Source organism: Mesobacillus campisalis (genome assembly GCF_000986785.1).
Taxonomy (GTDB): domain Bacteria; phylum Bacillota; class Bacilli; order Bacillales; family Cytobacillaceae; genus Mesobacillus_B; species Mesobacillus_B campisalis.
In genome coordinates, this window is sequence record NZ_LAYY01000005.1 from 124,449 (window position 1) to 145,971 (window position 21,523).

At 39.0% G+C, this 21,523-nt stretch carries 18 protein-coding genes; 16 read left to right on the forward strand and 2 right to left on the reverse strand.

Annotated features, from left to right (window positions below):
- The first annotated feature begins 627 nt into the window (after positions 1-627).
- The 4 genes from WQ57_RS06120 (at position 628) to WQ57_RS06135 (ending at position 5,144) form a co-directional block, all read left to right on the forward strand.
- Positions 628-1,332 (forward strand): FadR/GntR family transcriptional regulator, encoded by a 705-nt coding sequence (locus WQ57_RS06120; protein ID WP_046522855.1) that lies wholly within the window; start codon positions 628-630, stop codon positions 1,330-1,332.
- 96 nt (positions 1,333-1,428) lie between these two features.
- Positions 1,429-2,799 (forward strand): dihydropyrimidinase, encoded by a 1,371-nt coding sequence (gene hydA, locus WQ57_RS06125; RefSeq protein WP_046522856.1) that lies wholly within the window; start codon positions 1,429-1,431, stop codon positions 2,797-2,799.
- A 90-nt stretch (positions 2,800-2,889) separates the two neighbouring features.
- The gene (locus WQ57_RS06130; protein WP_046522857.1) at positions 2,890-4,239 is read left to right on the forward strand and encodes a cytosine permease; all 1,350 of its coding nucleotides are present in this window, start codon (positions 2,890-2,892) and stop codon (positions 4,237-4,239) included.
- A 149-nt stretch (positions 4,240-4,388) separates the two neighbouring features.
- The gene (locus WQ57_RS06135) at positions 4,389-5,144 is read left to right on the forward strand and encodes an SDR family NAD(P)-dependent oxidoreductase (RefSeq protein WP_046522858.1); all 756 of its coding nucleotides are present in this window, start codon (positions 4,389-4,391) and stop codon (positions 5,142-5,144) included.
- Positions 5,145-5,519: 375 nt separating this feature from the next.
- Here the strand turns inward: WQ57_RS06135 and WQ57_RS06140 are convergent, their stop codons facing one another.
- Entirely contained in the window at positions 5,520-7,409 is a 1,890-nt protein-coding gene (locus WQ57_RS06140; protein WP_084820185.1) for a histidine kinase dimerization/phosphoacceptor domain -containing protein, read from the reverse strand.
- Between the two features lie 232 nt (positions 7,410-7,641).
- Between WQ57_RS06140 and WQ57_RS06145 the strand changes: the two genes are divergently transcribed.
- From WQ57_RS06145 to WQ57_RS06185, 9 genes are all read left to right on the forward strand, one after another.
- Positions 7,642-8,226 (forward strand): ANTAR domain-containing response regulator, encoded by a 585-nt coding sequence (locus WQ57_RS06145; protein ID WP_046522860.1) that lies wholly within the window; start codon positions 7,642-7,644, stop codon positions 8,224-8,226.
- A 512-nt stretch (positions 8,227-8,738) separates the two neighbouring features.
- Positions 8,739-9,689 (forward strand): ABC transporter substrate-binding protein, encoded by a 951-nt coding sequence (locus tag WQ57_RS06150; protein WP_046522861.1) that lies wholly within the window; start codon positions 8,739-8,741, stop codon positions 9,687-9,689.
- 74 nt (positions 9,690-9,763) lie between these two features.
- Complete coding sequence (locus WQ57_RS06155; protein WP_046522862.1) at positions 9,764-11,263, forward strand: sugar ABC transporter ATP-binding protein; 1,500 nt, start codon at positions 9,764-9,766, stop codon at positions 11,261-11,263.
- Positions 11,260-12,237, forward strand: coding sequence for an ABC transporter permease (locus WQ57_RS06160; protein ID WP_046522863.1), 978 nt, complete (start codon positions 11,260-11,262; stop codon positions 12,235-12,237). The genes WQ57_RS06155 and WQ57_RS06160 overlap by 4 nt, the downstream gene beginning before the upstream one ends.
- Before the next feature lie 67 nt (positions 12,238-12,304).
- On the forward strand, positions 12,305-13,381 hold the full coding sequence (locus WQ57_RS06165) for an alcohol dehydrogenase catalytic domain-containing protein (protein WP_046522864.1): 1,077 nt from the start codon (positions 12,305-12,307) through the stop codon (positions 13,379-13,381).
- Between the two features lie 56 nt (positions 13,382-13,437).
- The gene (locus tag WQ57_RS06170) at positions 13,438-14,985 is read left to right on the forward strand and encodes an FGGY-family carbohydrate kinase (RefSeq protein WP_046522865.1); all 1,548 of its coding nucleotides are present in this window, start codon (positions 13,438-13,440) and stop codon (positions 14,983-14,985) included.
- Positions 14,986-15,107: 122 nt separating this feature from the next.
- A complete protein-coding gene (locus WQ57_RS06175; protein ID WP_046522866.1) occupies positions 15,108-15,812 on the forward strand; it encodes an L-ribulose-5-phosphate 4-epimerase in 705 nt (234 codons plus the stop codon).
- 47 nt (positions 15,813-15,859) lie between these two features.
- The gene (locus tag WQ57_RS06180) at positions 15,860-16,645 is read left to right on the forward strand and encodes a Cof-type HAD-IIB family hydrolase (RefSeq protein WP_046522867.1); all 786 of its coding nucleotides are present in this window, start codon (positions 15,860-15,862) and stop codon (positions 16,643-16,645) included.
- Between the two features lie 691 nt (positions 16,646-17,336).
- Entirely contained in the window at positions 17,337-17,864 is a 528-nt protein-coding gene (locus WQ57_RS06185) for a YceI family protein (RefSeq protein ID WP_046522868.1), read from the forward strand.
- A 417-nt stretch (positions 17,865-18,281) separates the two neighbouring features.
- Here WQ57_RS06185 and WQ57_RS06190 read toward each other — a convergent pair whose 3' ends face one another.
- Complete coding sequence (locus tag WQ57_RS06190; protein ID WP_046522869.1) at positions 18,282-18,608, reverse strand: YrdB family protein; 327 nt, start codon at positions 18,606-18,608, stop codon at positions 18,282-18,284.
- Positions 18,609-19,006: 398 nt separating this feature from the next.
- On the opposite strand from WQ57_RS06190, the gene rfbB reads away from it, so the two are divergent.
- The 3 genes from rfbB to WQ57_RS06205 all read left to right on the forward strand — a co-directional run bounded on the left by rfbB (position 19,007) and on the right by WQ57_RS06205 (position 21,495).
- Entirely contained in the window at positions 19,007-19,987 is a 981-nt protein-coding gene (rfbB, locus tag WQ57_RS06195; protein ID WP_046522870.1) for a dTDP-glucose 4,6-dehydratase, read from the forward strand.
- A 792-nt stretch (positions 19,988-20,779) separates the two neighbouring features.
- Positions 20,780-21,295: a DUF6773 family protein gene (locus WQ57_RS06200; protein ID WP_241481489.1), complete on the forward strand. Its 516-nt coding sequence runs from the start codon at positions 20,780-20,782 to the stop codon at positions 21,293-21,295.
- An 8-nt stretch (positions 21,296-21,303) separates the two neighbouring features.
- Positions 21,304-21,495, forward strand: coding sequence for a helix-turn-helix transcriptional regulator (locus WQ57_RS06205; RefSeq protein WP_046522872.1), 192 nt, complete (start codon positions 21,304-21,306; stop codon positions 21,493-21,495).
- Positions 21,496-21,523: the final 28 nt, after the last annotated feature.

Genomic DNA, 21,523 nt, shown 5'->3' on the forward strand with positions numbered 1-21,523 from the left:
GCTTGCTCGGGTGGGTTCCAGGTTGAGCCAGATGGAGTCTTTAAAATAACCAAGTGGAAAACATATGCATCTCATTCTTGACAGAGGGTGTCGAAACTTGGAAGGCAGCGAAAAAAGCATCATTATGGCCTACTAATCAAACGTTTGATTAAAGTCGGCTTGATAGATTAACCTTGGTGAAGGGTGGCATCGAAGTTAATTTGGGGAACGGGAGTTAAGGGCGTTTTCGGTTGTACATGTACTGAATCGATTGGTGTCAAAGTGTGTTAGTGAATCAGGGGACGGTTCTCGTGATCTATTGGCTTACTGAAAGTGATGCTCTATACCCACTCTAGAAAAGTATTTACAAAAAAATAAGTTTACTATTGAATTTTTAATTGTTAGAATATTCATTAAAGAGGTCTAATATCATTAGGTTAAGCTTTTTTAGGAAAATTGGTCAGGCAGCTATACCGTAGGATTAGGTAACAGTAAGATTTTTACGGGTAAATTTTTTGTGGAATTGGTCAGGCAGCTAAACCGACTAATTTTTTAATTGAGCTATGTCTGTGTATTTTTTTATAAAATTGGTCAGGCAAGTAAACCAGTTCCATCCTTGAATAAGTAAAGATTGGGTAGGTGTACATTATGGTATTGGGGAAGATAAAGAAAGCTGATAAGTTGTATATTCGAATTGCGGAAAATATTAATTCCAAGATTAATGACGGAACTTTTAAAGTTGGTGACCGCTTGCCGGCCGAGCGGGATATTGCCGAGCAAATGAGTGTAAGCCGGGCTTCCGTCAGAGAGGCTCTGGCAATATTGGAGATACTTGGGACAGTGGAAATCAGGGTTGGAGATGGATCGTATGTCAGACAGAAAATAGAAGATTTCAGGTTTGAACTGAATAAAATTAAAAATTTTAGTCTTTATGAACTCATAGAGGCTAGAAGTTATATAGAAGGCATGATAGTAGAAATTGCCGTAGAAAAAGCAACAGAGGAAGACATCATTGAACTAAAGAAGAACATTTCTGAAATGGAGTCAATCCTCGATGACGATGAGCAAGTTGACCGATTTTTTGAGTTAGGGATGGAGTTCCATAAGAAACTTGCGAAAGTTGTTAATAATGAAGTGATCGTTAGCATAGTAAGCACTCTGATTGATCAAAATCTATCTACTACCTGGAAATTGCTGAATAAAAAAATATTGAGTGTTCGATCAGCCAGGGAACACCAAATTCAAGAACATCAAGTTGTTTTACAGGCTATTGAACATCGGGACAGAGAGGCAGCACGTAAAGCGATACAGATGCATTTGCACCATCTTGAAGATCTGCTAACGATGCTTTGAAAACTGAAAAAATAGGTGATTGAAAGGAGGGGGTTTTTATAAGACAAGTAGGTCACTAGTTTAAGACATATCTTGAAAAAAATAGGAGGGTGGGAATTGTTAGATTTAGTTATTAAGAATGGAACGGTAATAAATGCAGATGGTGAACAGAAATGTGATGTGGCAATAAAGGACGGGAAAATAGTTGCTTTGGGAATGAGTAGCTATTTTCCAGAGGCAAATAAAACAATTGATGCCGCCGGGAAATATGTGATGCCAGGATTTATAGATTCTCATGTTCATGTCAACTTGGAAATGGGTGGTAATAAAACTCTTGATTCGTTTAAAGAAGCCTCAAGGGCTGCCGCTTATGGTGGTGTTACAACAATGATAGATTTTGCAATCCCCTATGGGGAAGAAACGCCTTTACAAGCAATCGAAAGGAGGATGCAGGAAGCAGAAGGTGATTGCCTGATTGACTATTCCTTTCATGCTTGCTACACCCAAAAACATGAAAGGCATCTAGGAGAGGTTAAGGATATTATTAGTGGTGGAGTACCAACCGTTAAAATGTTTACTACTTATAAAGATGTAGTACAGATTGAGAAAAATTTGATTCTTGATATCTTAAAGCAATTGCACCTTCATAATGGAATGGCTCTCTTCCATGCTGAAAATAACGAAATTATCCAAGCCGAAACGAATCGGCTAATGAGCCAAGGGAAGACTAGCGCCGAGTTTCATCCGAAAAGTCGCCCGCCAATTGCTGAGATTGAAGCCATGTATAGTTTAGCCTCATTAATCCAACTAACAAATACGCCCTCTTTGTTTGTCCATGTGACTACAAAAGAAGCTGTTGAGGCTTTTAGAAAAAATATAGATGGAGTCCCAATCTTTACAGAAACTTGTCCGCAGTATCTTGCACTGACAGATACAAGTTACAGTCAACCAAATGGTGAAAACTTTATCTGCAGTCCCCCATTAAGGTCTGACCAAAGTCGTGATGAACTTTGGGAGATGATTAATGATGGGTTAATTGATGTTGTCAATAGCGATCACTCTGCCTTTAGCGTGGAGCAAAAGCAAGCTCACAAACACAATTTCACGAATATTCCGAATGGTCTGCCTGGCATTGAAACAACAGGCCTCATCCTGTTTTCGGAAGGAGTTATTCAAAGGGGATTACGGCTGAGTAAATTTGTTGATTTAATGTCAACGATGACGGCAAAGTTGATGGGCCTATTCCCGCAAAAAGGTTATATAGGTGTTGGCAGTGACGCCGATATTGTGATTTATGACCCCAAACCATCGTATCGGCTCACTGCGAAACACCTGCACATGCAAACTAATTATACACCATTTGAAGGTAAGGATGTTGTAGGGGAAATACTTATGACGATCAAAAGTGGAAATGTCTTAGTGGAAAATAGCACATTAAATGATCGTGCATTGAAGGGAAATTTTTTAAAAAGGAAGCTCTCTTTTTGATAGTGGCCTCCAAAATTCCGTTATATTTACCAGTGCCCAATTTATGATTGTCCGGAAGAAGATAAAAAAGCAGGAGAAGGGAGTATATTTATGAGCAAAAAGGCAGTTGACCTAAATGGGTTAAATCCTATTTCCGAATCTGATCGCCCAATGACTTGGAAGACCTACGTACTATCTTTCTGGTCCACGGCCATCATTATCCAGGTAATGGCTATTGGAACATTCTTATTGCAAGGTGGACTAAACATATATCAGGTAATAGCGGTAGGTGTTATTTCTGGTATATTAGTAGCCACTTTTTGTACCGTCAACTCTTTTGCAGGTCTCAAATATGGTATCCCCTTCATTATTCAACTTCGGTCCAGTTTTGGATACAGAGGTGCGAAAGTGGCTTACATCCTTAGAATAGTACCCGCCATTTGCTGGTACGGTATAGGTACTTGGCTGGGAGCTTTGGCGATTAACCAAGTCATGATGACTCTCTTTAATTTACCGGAAATGAAATTTCCCTACTTTTTCTTTCTAACCGTTGTTCACATTTTTCTATCGTATAGAGGAATTAAAGATATCACTTGGTTTAATGCAACGGTAGCCACTGTAATTTGTGTAATCCTAATCTATTTCTTTTATCTAATTCTTGTTAATGGTCAGTTGGATTTCACAAAGTATACCAATATTCCTGGTTCGTGGGGGTGGCTGTTTTTTGGAGGGATTTCTGCTGCAACCGCAAACTGGGCAACCGTTATGCTCAATAATTCCGATTTAGCCCGTCAATTAAGACCCGGAAATGGGAAAACAAGTTTTCTTGGTAACTTTGCCGGGATTATCCCTCCTTGGATTTCTATGGTGTTTATCGGGCTGCTGATTTTTGTTGCAACAGGAAATGATGATCCTATTGCGGGATTAATGGCGCTAGCACCTAACCCAACATTTGGGATTATTTTAATGATTTTCATTATCCTGGCTCAAATAACTTCTAATTTAACAACTAGCGTATTACCTGCTGCACTGGCTTTTCAGGATCTGTTCAAAATGAAATGGACAACTGGAGTCATTCTATCTGCTTCTTTATCGGTGGTTACCATGCCGTGGATTTTATTCAGCAGTCAATGGTTTTTCACCTTTCAGAATATCTACTCCTCTTTCCTGGGTCCCATTCTAGGCATTTTATTAGCAGATTATTGGATCATTAGAAAAGGTAAACTCAATCCAGACCACTTATATAATAAGGAGAGTGGGGCTTATCGTTATTTTAAGGGATTTAGCCCTGCTGCATTTATAGCCATGATCCTGGGTGCCTTAGTCTCATTCTCACTGCTTAAAGTAGCTTGGCTGGTTGGATTTCCTTCAACTTTTGTTATTTATATTCTATTAAAAAAGAGTGGGATTGATGAAAAATTCCAAAGTGGGCACGTCGAATCGAAAACAGTAGGGATGTAAAAGTTTCAGGCGTTAAAGTGGCTTGAGTAGAAATGAAAGCGCATTCCATTGGTGAACTACGAAACATTCAATATTTCAAGAGATTCAGGCTGTTAAACACCATCTATAGGTTGTAAGGTATTTATCATTTTAAGGGAGGGCGATTCTTTTTGAAGTTACGAGGAAGAACGGCTTTGATTACAGGAGGATCTACGGGAATTGGAAAGGAAATTGCACTTGCTTATGCTAGGGAAGGCGCTGATTTAGCCATTAATTACTACAAAACAAAAGAGGAAGCGATGGCATTAAAGAATCGCATTGAACAGGAATTTGGAAGAAAAGTAATGATTGTCGAAGGCGATGTCAGTGAAGTTGACCCGGTTTGTAGTATGGTAGAGGCAACCTTGGAGAATTTCGGAGCTATTGACATTCTGGTTAATAGTGCTGGTATTACCCACCAGTCACCGGTTACAGATTTGTCTGTCGAAGATTGGGACCAAATGATCAAGGTTAATATGCGCGGCCCCTTTTTATGCGTAAAGTTTGTATTACCACATATGTTGGAGAGGAAATTTGGCAGAATCATTAATATAGCTTCTCAGCTAGGTCAGCTGGGAGGAACAGAGAATGCTCATTACGCTGCTTCAAAAGCTGGCGTAATTGGTTTTACCAAGTCAGTAGCAAGAGAAGTGAGTATTCATGGAATAACAGCAAATTGTATTGCGCCTGGCCCAATTGCAACTCCATTTTTATTAGAGGGTTACGATGAGGCTTGGAAAGAGAGAAAACAAAGCTCTCTCCCGCTTGGGCGGTTCGGAAGACCTGAAGAGGTGGCTCCTACGGCAGTTTTGCTCGCCTCCGACCCAGATGGCAACCTATATACAGGACAGACCCTGGGACCAAATTCCGGAGATGCCATGCTTTAATGTGAATATGAACTTTAGAATGGTGGAACTAACCCCAACCTAGCTTAAGTGTAGTGAATTAATTAATAAACTATTTGTTTTAGAGGACACGGGCTTGCACCGCGTCCTCTTCATTATTAAAACGATAAAAGGACACTATTCCTGAAGCCATTTGTAGTATCTTAGGTTTTTCTTAGAGCGACGTGTCAAACTTCAGTTTTAGTTTTCGAGAATTTTTGGGGTGGATTCAAAAACAAATTGTTTCATAGCAAATCCCACAATATAAAGAATTAGAAAAAACGCCTGCTTTTCTTTGCAGGCGAAAGGGAGAGGAGTGTTTGTTGGTACGGACCCCTTGTTTTTTATATCGCTGATTTAATACTTATAAACAAATATTTACCGATGGAGAAAGATTCCTTCAGTAGGTATTTTAATTTCTATGGCTGAACCTTCTTTTTCTGTATGGATATCCATTTCTCCTTGGAAGTCACTGGATGTAAGTCCCTTTAAAATTGTAAGTCCGAGGCTGTCAATTTTGTTAATATCGAAATCTTTTCTGAATCCCTTTCCATTGTCTCGAACAGAAAGTAAAATATAATCCGCCATCCTTTTACATTGAATGTTAATTATTCCTGAATCCGTATCTGTAAATGCATGTTTAAAGCAGTTAGTGACTAATTCGTTAATAATTAGAGCGATGGAAGTTGCTTTACTATATGGAATAAAGATATCATCTAAATCTAAGTTGATGCCAATTTTGGGGTTATCATTCATGATTTGAATAATTGACTCAATTATTTGTTTAACGTTGATAATACTTCTGCCTAATTTGTCTTTAGACAGAAGGTTGTGGACTGAGGCTATGCTTTTTATTCGGTTAATTACACTATCTAATAACTCATCAATCGATTGATCAGAAGAATTTTTCTTAAATTCCTTTTGTAATGACAGAATTCCTACAATAGATTGGAGGTTATTTTTAATTCGATGGTGACTTTCCTGTAATAAGGCGGATCTGCCTAACAATCTTGTGTCTTCAATAGCTATAGCTGCATGACGAGCTAGTGCTGATAAATATTTAGATTCCTCTTTTGAATAGACATAGAGGGTTTCATAAGATAGTTGAATGATTCCTGTTACTTGGGATCTAATTAATACGGGAATACAAATGACCGTTTTTACATTCACACTTTTTTCAAACAAGGATTTAAATTCTTTATCTTTCTCATTGGTATAGTAAATATCATTTTCTTTAGCGATTTTCAGAATAGCCTCTTTTGTTAATTGGGCATGTATTTCTTTATTGTTTTTAAATTCGATATCGTCAATAATGCTCCATGTGAACTCATCGATTAATTTAATGGAACATCCATCAGCATTCATGATACGAGTAACTTCTTTAGCCAATAGGAGTAATACGTCTTTTAATTCATATTCCGATGTAAGGAATTCTGCAGCTTTAAATACTGTATCAAGAATGCTTTTTTGATCATGATCAGTGTATCTACCGTTATCTTTGAAATTGTAATCTTCAATCTTCATTAACAATCTTTGTGGATCACTCTTTGCCTCTTCAGCAGGCATTTCATCAATAATCATACCGTTTGATAGGATTGATATCCGATCAGCAAGTTTTAGAGCATCTTCCCACTGTTTTGTGATGTAAACAATACTTCCATTATCCTCTTTATACTGCTTGAACGCCCTATAGATCTTAGAAGCTTTAGCAGGAGAAAGCCCTTCCATTGGTTCGTGCATGACAATTACTTCTGGGTTTTGTAGTAATACGCTCGTAATATAAACAAGTCTTTTATCTTCATCCGATAAATTACATACCTTGCTTCTACTATCAATATCGAGATTAAGATCATCTAATATTTTTTTAGAACTTCCCTTGATTTTACCCCAATTAATAAATGGAATAAAATCCCTTTTAGGGAGATTCGACAAATGGAGGTTTTCTGCTACCGTAAAGTGATCAATTAATAATGGTTTTTGGTGTAATATGGCTACTTTCCTTGCTTTATTTTCATTAAGTACTTGGTTCTTTAACAAAATTTCTCCCTTAGGATGTGAATTATTTAATAAATTCATTATAGACTCTATGAAAATCTTCTGCTCAGAGCTGTTTTTAATAATGAACGCATGGATCTCAGAATATCCTAGATTAAAATTTATATTTTTTAAAAACCCATCAGGACTATTATTTGTAAGATTCCTACATTCAAAAATGAAGTTTGACAACATACTCTCTCCCAACCATTTTGCTATAAGTCTGATCATCATTTCGTTCTTTCAGTTATACACTATCTAATAAAGAAGCACCATACCTTCACCGATTTTGTTAAAAAGATCTTCCCTTTAATCCCTTAATTTTGTTTTCATAACCTGTAATTTTTAATAAATTTGATAAAGCTATATAGCTTTTTTTAAAACGATGTTACTATAAAGAGGTTGGAGAACGCTTTCATTTATATCATAAATGTTTCGATAAAGAACAAATGGATGGTGATGATCGATGACAAAATCTTTGCGGATTTTACTTGCTGAGGATGAGTATTTAGTTCTAATGGGGACTAAAGCGTACGTCGAAAAGCTTGGTCATCAGGTGGCAGGGGTCGCCACAGATGGGGAAAAGGCAGTGGAATTGGCAATAGAAAAAAAACCGGATCTTGTTATCATGGATATTAATATGCCAAAACTTGATGGAATTGATGCGATAAAAAAAATAAATGAAACATTGTATATCCCCAGCATTATTGTAAGTGGTTATCATGATGAAAAACTCATAAATCGAGCCACGGAAGAAGGAGTATTATATTATTTATTAAAACCTATTGATATTCAAGATTTAAAAATAGCCATTAATATTAGCTTAAGTAAGTTTGAGGAATTTAAGAAATTGCAGGACGAGCTTAAAAGTACAAAAAATGCATTAGAAGCTCGTAAATATATTGAAAAAGCAAAAGGAATACTGATGGAGAAAATGAACTTAAAAGAGGCAGAGGCAATGAAACGGCTCCAAAAGTTGAGTAGAGATAAAAATAAGAAATTAGTCGTAATTGCAAAGGAGCTCATTGAGGCCGATGCTTTATTTCATTAAAAGTAAATTTTTCAAAAGTTACTTGACTATTACAAATTCCAAAAATATAATGATATTAAAGTTCCAACATTGTAATAATTGATTGAAGATATTTTCTATACTTACGATTGGTATAGAAAGATTAAATGCTACCTCTTAACAGTTTATACTCAAAATTTAATATTTTAAATTTTATACTTATGGCTGGTATAAAATTTATGATGGCTATGGGTGCCATATTTACGGGAGTTTTTTTATGTTTTCTTTTAAACATAAACACTCGCGCAAATATGGCACTTTTTTGTTTTTTTTAAAATGGAAGCGTGTGCAACCTGTTCGCTTGCTCAATTTGAAAGGGGTGATAACAAAAACAACTATGGCACTCAATATTGCTTGTGGAGAAAGGATAGGGATCACCATTCATTAGGATTGATCCTGTAAGGAATCTTACTATGAGTTTTTGTAATCCCTATACCCATACTGTCTTTAAAAACAAGGATTTTAAGAATATTACCATACCGGGGGGAAGAGAAATGAAAAATCTGTCAAAGAAATGGTTAGTCCTTTTATTAGCGTCTGTTATGTTTCTTGCTGTTGGTTGTTCAAGTCAAAGCAGCAGTGCTGATGGTGAGGGGAAGAAGACAGGAGATTTAAAAATCGGGATGTCGTTTCAGGAAATGAATAATCCTTATTTTATTTCGATGAAAGAAGCGCTTGAAGAAGCTGCAGGTGAGATTGGTGCAGAAGTAGTGATTGCGGATGCCCAGCATGATGTGGCCAAACAAATTAATGATATATCCGATTTGGTTCAAAAGGATATTGATATTCTCTTAATTAACCCAACTGATAGTAAAGGGGTCGAAGGGGCTGTTGAAGCAGCAAATAAGGCTGGTGTTATCGTGGTCGCTGTTGACGCACAGGCAGACGGCCCAATTGACTCATTTGTTGGATCAAGAAACTATGATGCAGGTTTTTTAGCCGGTGAAAAAATGGCTGAAGATCTAGGTGGAAAAGGAAAAGTTGCGATTTTAGATGGTATTCCAGTAGTACCCATTCTTGAGCGTGTAAAAGGATTTAAAGAAGCAATTGCTAAACATCCTGGAATAGAAATCGTTGACATTCAGAACGGAAAACAGGACAGAGCAGAAGCAATGAAAGTGACTGAAAATATGTTGCAAGCTAATCCAGATTTAAATGCATTATTCAGTGTAAATGATGAAGGTGCTCTAGGATCCCTGGGTGCGATTGAAGCGTCTAAAAAAGATGTAGCACTCTACAGTGTCGACGGACATCCAGAAGCAATTGAAGCTATTTTAAAAGGCGGCAATTTTAAAGCAACGACAGCCCAATTCCCTAGAGACCAGGTGAGAATTGGTCTTGGCATGGCTCTGGCGAAACTTTGGGGAGCTGAAGTAGTACCTACAGAAGTACCAATTGATGTTGAACTGCAAACAATTGATAACGCAGAAGACTTTAGCTGGTAATCATGACACAAGGGTGCTTTTTAGAATTTTGTGAAAGCACCCTATAGAAAAATGCATGAAGGAAGGTGATTGCTGTGGATAACGTTTTAGAGATTGAGAATATCACGAAGGAATTTCCTGGAGTCAAGGCTCTCAAAGGCGTTAGTTTTGAGGTTAAACGTGGTGAGGTACATGCCTTAGTTGGGGAAAATGGAGCGGGAAAGTCAACATTAATGAAAATACTGTCAGGTGTGTATACCCCTACGACAGGGAAGATTCGTTTAGATGGAAAGGAGGTTATATTCAATGATCCTAAGCAAGCACAACAATTGGGTGTCAGTATTATTCACCAGGAGTTTAGTTTAATTCCATATTTGAGTAGTGTTGATAATATTTTCTTGGGTCGTGAGAAAAAGGGAGCAAACCGATTATTAGACAGAAAGAAGATGCGAAAAGAAGCTGAGGAAGTTTTGCAAAGGTTAAATGCAAATATTGACTTGAACAAACCAGTCGCACATTTGAGTGTTGCGAATCAGCAATTTATTGAAATTGCGAAAGCAATCGCCATTGATACGAAGGTATTAATTTTTGACGAACCAACAGCGAGTTTAACAGGAAAAGAGATTGATAAATTATTTGAGTTAATTGAGAAATTGAAAGCTGATGGTGTAACCATTATATATATATCGCATCATTTGGATGAAATCTTGCATATGTGTGACCGAATGACCTGCTTACGGGATGGGGAATGGGTTGGTACCAGAGAGGTCAAAGATGTTTCAAAACAGGACATTGTCAAAATGATGGTTGGAAGGGAAATTGTTAATGTGTTTCCTGAAAAACCAACAGGTAACGGAAAGGCAGAAATACTCCTGGACGTGAAAAGGCTGCACAATAAAAGCGTCGCTGATATTCAGTTTTCCTTGAAAAAGGGGGAGATTATTGGGATTGCTGGTTTAGTAGGATCTGGAAGAACCGAAACAGTCAGAGCCCTAATAGGCGCTGATCCTGCACAGGAGAAAGATGTTTATATCAATGGACAAAAAGTTGATATTAAAAATCCCACCGATGCATTATCCCATGGCATAGCCCTCATTCCCGAAAGTAGAAAAACCCAAGGGCTTGTACTGAATATGACGATAAAAAATAATATTAGCTTGCCAATTCTAAAAGATCTATCAAGTTTTTTAGGATTGATTAATAAGAAAAAAGAAGACGGTGTCATTGAAAAATCGATTCAAGACTTATTGATTAAAACGCCAAGCAGCCAACAATTGGTGAAAAATTTAAGTGGTGGGAACCAACAAAAGGTAGTCTTAGCGAAGTGGCTTAATACAGATTGTAAAATCTTAATCTTTGACGAACCTACCCGTGGGATTGATATTGGCGCAAAGGAAGAGATTTATAAATTAATGCGAAACTTAGCAGATAAAGGACTCTCTATTATTATGATTTCTTCGGAATTACCTGAGATTTTGGGAATGAGTGATCGGGTCCTTGTGATGCACAAAGGACGTATAAAGGCAGAAATTAATGGAACAGAAACGACTTCTGAAAAGGTAATGTATTACGCAACGGGTGGTGGGGATGTATGAGTCAATTAGAACTAAATTATCAGAGAAAAACAGTCAATGTTAAAGAAATGTTTAAAAACCCTGAGATGTTAACCTTAATTGGATTTTTTATCCTGTGTGTATTTTTCAGCATAGCAAGTGAACAGTTTTTAACAGGAAATAACATCTCAAATATTATTAGACAAGTTTCAATAAATGGAATTCTAGCTGTTGGGATGACCTTCGTCATACTAACAGGCGGTATCGATTTGTCTGTAGGGTCAGTAATGGCTTTTACTGGGACGATTATGGCTGGAATGATGATCAACATGGGAATGCCGCCAATTGTAGCGGTATTACTAGGGATTCTGTTAGGAGCTGCGCTTGGGTATATCAATGGTTTGTTTGTCGCTCATGCAAGAATACCAGCTATTATCGTGACCCTAGCAATGATGGAGGTTGCGAGGGGAGCTGCCCTTTTATATACAGGAGGATACCCGTTATCAGGATTACCTTCATCCTACGCTTTTATTGGAAGAGGAGATTTGTTTGGAATTATTCCAATGCCAGCCGTCATCATGGTTCTTGTTTTTATCATTGCTTATATCATATTAAACCATCTGCCAATTGGCCGATATATTTATGCCATTGGTGGGAACGAAGAAGCAGTTCGTCTCTCGGGGGTTAAAGTAAAACGGGTTAAAGCGTTTGTATATTTGGTCAGTGGGGTGACTGCTGCCATTAGTGGATTGATTATGACATCAAGACTTTCTTCAGGACAGCCTATGGCTGGAGAAGGATATGAATTAGATGCAATTGCTGCCGTCGTATTAGGAGGAACAAGCATTGCTGGTGGTCGTGGACATATTTTTGGTACGATCCTTGGAGCCCTATTATTGGGGGTTTTAAGTAACGGACTGAATTTGATGGGTGTTTCTCCTTATGTTCAAAGAGTACTTAAAGGTGCGATTATCGTGGGTGCTATCTATTATAGTAGCGTTCGTCAAAAAGATTAACATTCTTTAGGTGTATCAACGTTATTTTATCAAGATAATAAAATCCATTTTAAGGGAGAGGTTCTTAATGTCAGTATTACCGGAAACAATGAAAGCTGTTGTCGCATATGGTCCAGAAGATTACCGTGTTAAGGAAGTACCTACACCAAAAGCAGGTTATGGTGAAGTCGTGATTAAAGTAGAAGCTTGTGGAATTTGCGGTAGTGATTTAAAAGCATTCCATGGATCAGCCATGTATTGGGGGGGAGAAGACCCTTGGATGAAAGCACCTGTTATTCCTGGACATGAATTCTATGGTATTGTGGCTGAATTAGGTGAGGGCGCTGCGGAAAAATATGATTTGCAAGTGGGTGACCGAGTAACAACTGACCAAATTAACCCTTGTGGAAAATGCAAATTCTGCCAAACAGGAAAGTACTGGATGTGTGATGTTCACAATATCTATGGGTTCCAAAAAGGTGTGGCAGAAGGCGCTATGGCTGAATATATGAAATTTGGCAGTACGGCCAGAATCTATAAAATTGGCGATGGTGTAACAGCGGAAGAGGCTGCCTTAGTAGAACCAATGGCATGTGCGGTACATACGGTTCAAAGAGCAACCATTGAATTTGAAGATGTCGTCGTACTAGCTGGTGCAGGAACTTTAGGATTATGCATGACTCAACTTATTGCATTAAAAACACCTAAGAAATTAATTGTATTAGATACCAATGAAAAGAGGTTATCGGTAGCTAAAAAACTTGGCGCAGATATCGTTATTAATCCATTAAAAGAAGATGCCATTAAAATAGTGAAGGACTTAACCGATGGTTATGGTTGTGATGTATACATTGAAGCAACTGGACATCCGACTGGTGTAACACAAGGGTTAGAAATGATTAGAAGACTTGGCAGGTTTATTGAATTTAGTGTATTTGGTCAAGAGGTAACAACAGACTGGAGTGTTATCGGCGACAGAAAAGAACTTGATATTAGAGGTTCCCACTTAGGTCCATATACTTACCCTATCGCTATTGATTTATTTGAGCGCAACCTTATTACTTCAGAGGGAATCGTCACGCACAGTTTTAAGGTGGATGACTTTGCAGAGGCGATGGAAATGGCTCATCATCCGGAAGCAATTAAGGTTTTATTAAAGCCATAATAGAGTTGGTTAAAGAATTAAGATCGGCGACTAGATAGGGATAAAGGATGATAACAATGGATTATTTAATTGGTGTTGATATAGGAACCCAAGGTACAAAAGCGGTATTGATTGATCCAAATGGGAAGGTGTTAGCACACAGTTATAAAGGTTACGATGTTGAAACACCAAAGCCATCCTGGGCTCAGCAATGGCCTGAGCCTTGGGAAGAGGCTGCATATTTCACCATCAAATCAGTGGTGGAAAAATCAAACGTAGACCCTAAGGATATTAAAGGTGTTGCGATTAGTAGTTTGTACGGGGGCTCAGGAATCCCCGTTAATAAAGAAATGAAGCCACTGGCACCATGCTTAATTTGGATGGATAGACGGGCGGAGGAAGAAGTAAAGTGGGTAAAAGAAAACATTGACCTTGAAGAATTATTTGAGGTAACAGGGAACTCAGTCAATTCCTATTTCGGATTCACTAAAATTCTTTGGATGAAAAATAATTTGCCGCAGGTTTGGGAAGAAATTGAGTATTTCTTACCACCTGCACCCTATATCGTTTACAAATTAACGGGAGAAGTGGCAGTTGATCATTCTTCAGCAGGAAACATTGGAGGAGTCTATAACCTAAAGGAAAGAAAATGGTCGAATGAAATGGCTGACCTATTAGGAATTCCTTTAGAATTTTTCCCTGAAAGACTCGTAGAATGCACGGAAATTGTTGGAGGCATCACCGAACAAGCTGCCCTAAAAACAGGTTTAAAGGTTGGAACCCCAGTCATTTGTGGCGGTGTTGATGCTCCTGTGGCAACGATGGGGGCAGGTGCTCTTGTTGAAGGGAACCATGTAGCGATGTTGGGGACTTCCATGTGTTGGGGATTTATTACAGAAACGCCTAATTTGTCTCCTAATTTAGTAAGCATGCCACATTGTGTTGACTCACATGAAGTCATCTACACATTCGGTGGAGCCGCTACGGCAGGTGCAATTTTAAGATGGTTTAGAGATGTCATAGGTACTGAGGAATTAGAAGTTGAAGGAAAATTAGGAATTAATGCATATACCTTACTAGATTTACAAGCAAAAGAAATACCTGCTGGTTCTAATGGGCTATTGGTTCTCCCATACTTCATGGGGGAAAGAAGTCCAATTTGGGATAGTGGTGCACGTGGGCTAATCCTTGGGTTAAGCTTAGTCCACACTAAGGCGCATTTATACAAAGCATTCATGGAAGGTGTCGCTTATTCTCTTCGTCATAATATGGAGATGGTCTTGGGAACAGACGCGAAACTAGATAAAGAGCTTATTATTGTTGGCGGTGGTTCAAAGTCAATGAACTGGCCGCAAATTTATGCAGATGTTACCGGCTATCCAGTAAGAATTATCAAAAATGATGTAGAAGCTCCTCTGGGAGATGCCGTGTTGGCAGGTATTGCTACCGGTAGCATTTCAGACCCGCATATTTTAAAACAGTGGCTGGAATTTGATGAAACCATTCAGCCTAATCCTAAAAATACGAAGAAGTATGACCAGTACTATGAAGAATATAAAACACTATATGTAAAAACAAAAGATACGATGCAGCGGATAACAGATATCGAGATAAATAGAGCCTAAAGTCGAACAACAATGGCGATTACCAGTGAAACTATAATTTTCAAAAAGAAAAGTAGGTCAAGATTAATCCATCTAATCCCACCTACTTTTCTTTTTATCAGATGTGAAGTGGAGGGATGATCATGTTAGAAGAACTAAAAAGGCAGGTACTAGAAGCGAATTTAGAACTACCTAAAAAAAATTTAGTTATCTACACATGGGGAAACGTGAGTGCAATCGACCGTGAACAAGGCCTCGTTGTTATTAAACCCAGTGGTGTTCCATATGAAGAGTTAAGAGCTGAAGATCTCCCTGTTGTTGATTTGGACGGGAATAAGGTTGAGGGTGAATTAAATCCTTCATCCGATACGGCGACCCACTTAGTTTTATATAAAGCTTTTCCAGAAATCGGTGGAGTCGTACATACCCATTCTCCTTGGTGTACAAAGTGGGCACAGGCAGGTAGAGGGATTTCCGCACTTGGAACAACCCATGCGGATTATTTTTATGGAGAAATTCCGTGCACTCGAAAGTTAACCCCTTTAGAAATTGCCAGTGAATATGAAAAAAACACTGGAGAAGTTATTGTTGAAACATTCAAAGACTTAAACCCTAATTTTACTCCAGGCGTTATTGTCAATAATCATGGGCCTTTTAATTGGGGAAAGAATCCATTAAAAGCGGTTGAAAATGCAGTCATCATGGAGGAAATTGCAAAGTTAGCTTACTATACTCAAAGTTTGACACCTGAGATTGAACCGATTGATGATCAACTTTTAGATAAACATTTCCTAAGAAAACACGGTAAGAATGCTTATTATGGGCAGGTTCAAAATGTGAAGAACTGAAACCTGGAGATAACCGTCGTAATAAGATCAGAATAAGAGGTGATAGGGTGCAGTATAAGTTGGTTGTACTTGATATGGATGGCACCTTACTAAATGATAAACATCAGGTTTCGGCTGCTAATAAAGAGGCTATTCAGAGGCTGAAGAAACATGGCATCCATATTGTTTTGGCAAGTGGAAGACCTTATGAATCTATATATCCTTATGTGAACGAGTTAGGGACTGATTTGCCCATTATTGCAGCGAATGGTGCCTTAATTAAAAGTCCGCTAACAAGCGAGGTATATTACTCTGCAGGTTTACCCATTCATTTGACAAAGGAAATAGTAGAATACGGGCAAGAAAATCAATATCCAGTCAGTTTATATCTTGATGGCGAAGTACACACTTTTCATGAAAGTATGGTAAAGGTCCATTGGGAACTGGAGAAATTAAATGCTAAACTCATTGAAAAATTTGAGGGTAAGAAAGACTTATATAAAATCATCTATAGAAATATACCAGAAAAAATTGAGGAAGCCTTCCTTCATTTAGAGAAAAAATATAGAAATCAATTGTATATTACACGTTCTGATGATATTTATTTAGATATCATGAACATTAATGTTTCTAAAGGAATGGCGCTCCGTCAAATTCTAGAAACGCACCATTTTTCACCTGATGAAGTTGTAGTTATGGGGAATAGCTATAATGATACTACAATGTTTGAGGTAGCGGGTTTATCAATCGCTATGGAAAATTCCCCTGCAGTTGTAAAGGAAGCAGCCGATTTTGTAACGAAATCCAATAATGAAGATGGCGTTGCCTATGCACTAGAAAGGTATATCTATTAAATTTTATAGTTATAAGTTCCGGTGTAAGTTGCACACCAAGGCCCCCCAACCCTTTACCGAGGTTATTTCCAAGACGAGGGAAAAATGAGAGAGGTGTCTGTAGGTCCCGATCAACCTACTCAAAGCAGCTTTAAAGTTTTATGATTATCATTAACCACGAGAGGATTGGCTGGTTTTGGTTGTCGGTCTTTTCCTTTTAGAAGAAAGAGAGAGTCTAAGGATATGGGGCTCGCTCTTTTTCTTATTTCCTTAAGAGCTGCGTTTTAGCGATATCCTACAAGGTACCTTACTGGTCTTCAAGATATTCCTCTAAATTTTAACCTTAGTGACCATCTGTTTCACTTGCTCTTGAACTGGCAGATGGATTTCAATTTTATAAAAAATCAAAGGCTATCGCAGCCGCCGCGGGGCTCAATGGAGATGGCTATGTGCCAACCGCTCATCTCATTGCCAAACATACGGATACCTATCTTCCAGGAAACATGGGGACGGTTCTCGTGATCTATTTGAGAATGGCTGGTGAGGCAGCAGAACCGTCCCCATGCTCTACTCGGAAAAAAACGCGAATAAGGAGTTGACAATGATTTAGGTTCGGTGATAAACTTATCTCAAGTTAAAGATATTTTAATTCAATTTATTTTTTTAGAATAATATCTCGAATTCGAGATAAAACAAATTGGGGGAAATGAAAATGACAAAATGGACAGTCGATCAATCACATTCATCAGTAGGATTTGAAGTAAAACATATGATGGTATCAAAAGTGAAAGGTCACTTTGATTCTTACACAGCAGAGGTAGAAGCCGCGGATCTAACCGATTTAACCACTGCGGCAATCGCTTTTAAATTTGATGTGGCAAGCATCAACACAAGAAGCGAGGATCGGGATAATCACTTAAAATCTGCAGACTTCTTTGATGTGGAAAACAATCCAACCATTAACTTTACATCCACAAACATTACAAAAGATGGGGATGATTACAAAGTAACTGGTGATCTAACTATTAAAGATGTAACAAAACCAGTAACGTTTGATGTTGAATACGGTGGCAAGGGAACAAACCCATGGGGTGTTGAAGTATACGGATTCGAAGCAGAGGCGAAAATAAACCGTGAGGAATTTGGCCTTACCTGGAACGCCGCGCTTGAAACAGGAGGCGTCCTAGTTGGGAAAGATATCAAAATCAAAGTGGAATTAGAAGTAAATCCAGCTGCATAATTTCATTTCGGAGCTTTGGGAAGGCACCCCTCTCTCGTAAGGAGTGAGGGGCCTTCCTTTTTTTGCTGAAGCATGGGGACGGTTCTCGTGATCTATTTGAGAATGGCTAGTGAGGCAGCAGAACCGTCCCCATGATTTACATAAGCGGAGAAATTCCGGTTAAGGCATTTAATAGGGGGCTAAAAAGCGGAAATAAGCGGATATTTTCCGATTAACTCCTTTTTTTACGACTAAATCCAGGGATTTTATGAATATAAGCGGAAAAACTCCCCTTAAATCGCGGGAAATACTGGTATTTCCCAGTTTGACAGGAATTTTTCCGTTTATTTTCATAAGCGCTGTAATGAGGCAAGGGGACGGTTCTCGTGGCCTATTTGACCACTGATTAAGAGGCAGCAGAACCGTCCCCATGCTCTATCATTGATTCCAAATCGTCATCAGAATCCGGTTTATAACTACCAATATGGTAAAAATAAGCGCTAAAGATGGATGGCCAGCCGCATATAATGCGATAATTGATAACCCGAAGATAGCTATTTCAAGTAATAAGCGGATAAACCCGTGAACAGGTATGGGAGAAGCAGGGGAACCAAAAACTCCCCAAATAATTGCGATGAGGAGAGGTGAACCAATACCTAACCCAAACTTGAAGAAATATCCCTTACCCGTCTGAAATCCCCAATAAGACAAAGCAATTAGTGCGCATACCTCTAAAACAAAACGTAATGCAAGGTTCATTAGCATTGATTTCACATCCCCTTCTTCCTCTTATGAATAGATATACGTTCTTAATTGAAGTCCGTTTCATTTTGCAGAAATACTTTTTGGGAGAGTGCCTGTCACGCCTTTGATAGAAGGTGTCGAAAAATGGAAGGCGGCGAAAAAAGCATAATATTCCATACTAATCAAACGTTTGATTAAAGTCGCCTTGATAGATCAACCTTGGTGAAGGGTGGGATTGAAGTTAATTCTGGGAACGTAAGTTAAAGGCGTTTTCGGTAGTACATGCACTGAATCGATTGGTGTCAAAGTATGTAAGTGAAGCATGGGGCCGGTTCTCGTGAACTATATGCTTACTGAAAGTGAGACAGTGAGAACCGTCCCTCTGCTTCGTGGTATAGTTATTGGCAGAGGTGAGTTGTTTGAAAAAGAAGCTTCTTGTCACGGGCGGTGCTGGCTTTATTGGCGGGAATTTCATTCATTATATGATGGAAAGGTATCCTGAGTATAAAATTTTTAACCTGGATGCCTTGACCTATGCGGGAGACTTGGCGAAACATCGACGCCTGGAGGGAAACCCGCGCTATCATTTCATCCAGGGCGACATCACGGATCATTCAATGATGGTTTCTCTATTTGAGAAGGAAGAGTTTGATTATGTGATAAACTTTGCAGCCGAGAGCCATGTGGACCGCTCTATTGCTGATCCAGGTGTTTTTGTACGAACGAATGTATTGGGCACGCAGGTTTTACTGGATGCTGCATTGAAATTTGGCGTTGCCAAGTTCGTGCAGGTTTCGACGGATGAAGTTTACGGGGACCTGGATTTTGACCCTGCAACATTTTTCACCGAGGACTCGCCGTTGCAGCCCAATAGTCTATATAGTGCCAGCAAGGCATCGGCCGATCTGATGGCGCGCGCCTATAATAAGACGTACGGGCTCCCGGTCAACATCCTCCGCTGCTCCAATAATTACGGACCCTATCAGTTTCCGGAAAAGCTGATTCCCTTGACCATCGCAAAGGCAATGAACGGGAAAAAGGTGCCAGTCTACGGGGATGGCAGGAACGTGCGTGACTGGCTTCATGTGCGTGACCATTGTGCAGCAATCGACCTTGTGTTGCATAAGGGCATGACGGGGGAGGTCTACAATGTCGGCGGACATAATGAACGGACGAATCTTGAAGTGGTGAAGTTGATTATTCAGTCCCTTGACAAGCCGGAGGACCTGATTGAGTTCGTGTCCGACCGACCAGGCCATGACCGACGCTACGGGATTGACGCTTCCAAGCTGGAGGGATTGGGCTGGAAACCGGAGTACAATTTCGAAACAGGACTTAAGCAAACCATCCAGTGGTATTCGGCCAATAAGTGGTGGTGGGAGCCATTGGTGAAAAAGTGAAAGTTGGTTGGAAGCCATTTAGTAGGGGCGCGGTCGGAGGAGAAAGATTTCTATATTAGTTTTAGTGACCAGGAGGTTTCTATTAAAATAGGCAAAACAAAGTATCAGGTTATGGGAGATACTATTTATTAATAAACGAACGTTAGCACACAAAAACGCACAGAATTTAAACACTGTGCGTTTTTGTGTGCTTTTCCTTTCCAGAGGGGGGAACGGCAAATAGAATAAGGAATCTGGACAATAGAAAGAGTCCTGGCAAATTGAAAAGGGAAACCGGCAAGTAGAACTCGAAAAGTGGCAAATGGAAGTTCGTGACCGGCAAATAGAACAAGAAATTCGGACGATAGAAAGGGTCCTGGCAAATAGGAAAGGGAAATCAGCAAATAGAAATCGAAAAGTGGCAAATAGAAGTGCGGAAACGGCAAATAGAATAAGGAATCCGGACAATAGAAAGGGTCTTGGCAAATAGGAAGGTGAAATCAGCAAATAGAATTCGAAAATCGGCAAATAGAATAACGTAAACGGCAAATAGAACAAGGAATTCGGACCTTGAAAGGGGTCCCGGCAAATAGGAAGATGAAATCGGCAAATAGAACTCGGAAATCAGCAAATAGAACAAGGAATCCAGACAATTAAAAAGGCCCCTGACAAAGCAGTGGCCATCGACGCTTATGCTTCCTAAATGCTTCTGCAGTCATTCCTGTGTGTTGTAATATAAATGTCATTTTGTAAACTATATATTGCATTATGTCGTGTATGTTATATAATAAAATTACAAATATTGGAGGTGGGATGATGGGGTTCTGGAATAAAAAGCATAAAGATGAGCGTGTGGAGAACATTAAAAACAAGATTTATAAAGAAATTTATATCCTCATTATGGTGCTGTCGTTTATTTCGATTGCCGTTAAGTTTATCACCATTGAGATGTCCCTCCGGGTTGTTTTATTTGAATGGATCGTTATTCTTGTGTCTTCCCTTTACTACAGTGTAAGAACAACGTTTCTCGGTATCTATTCCGATGAGGTTGAACTGCATGATCAGACCAGTAAGGTGAAAATGAGCAAAAAGAATCTGATGGGGGGAATTGCGTTAGGGGTGGTACTTGCACTGATTTTTGCCACAAACAGTGCCGTCAATTATGCGGATAGTTCACAGCAGGCCATATCCTATTTTCTTCTTGTGTTTTTTGTCTCATTTATCATTTATGTTCCTCTGTTTGGTGGAGTTAATGCGATAATCCATTCAGCTGCTAAAAGGAAAAGTGAACAAATGAATCAAAAAAACTTGGACGATCGTGAAGGCTAGGGAAGCGTATGAAAAATAAACGAATGAAAATGGCCCGTATAGAACATGACCTATCTCAGGAAGAACTAGCTAAAAAAGTGGGAGTCACCAGGCAAACCATTGGACTGATTGAAGCAGGGAAGTACAACCCGACATTAAACCTGTGCATCTCGATATGCAAAGCATTAAACAAAACACTCGATGACCTATTTTGGGAGTGAGGCAAGGGGACGGTTCTCCTTGCCTCAT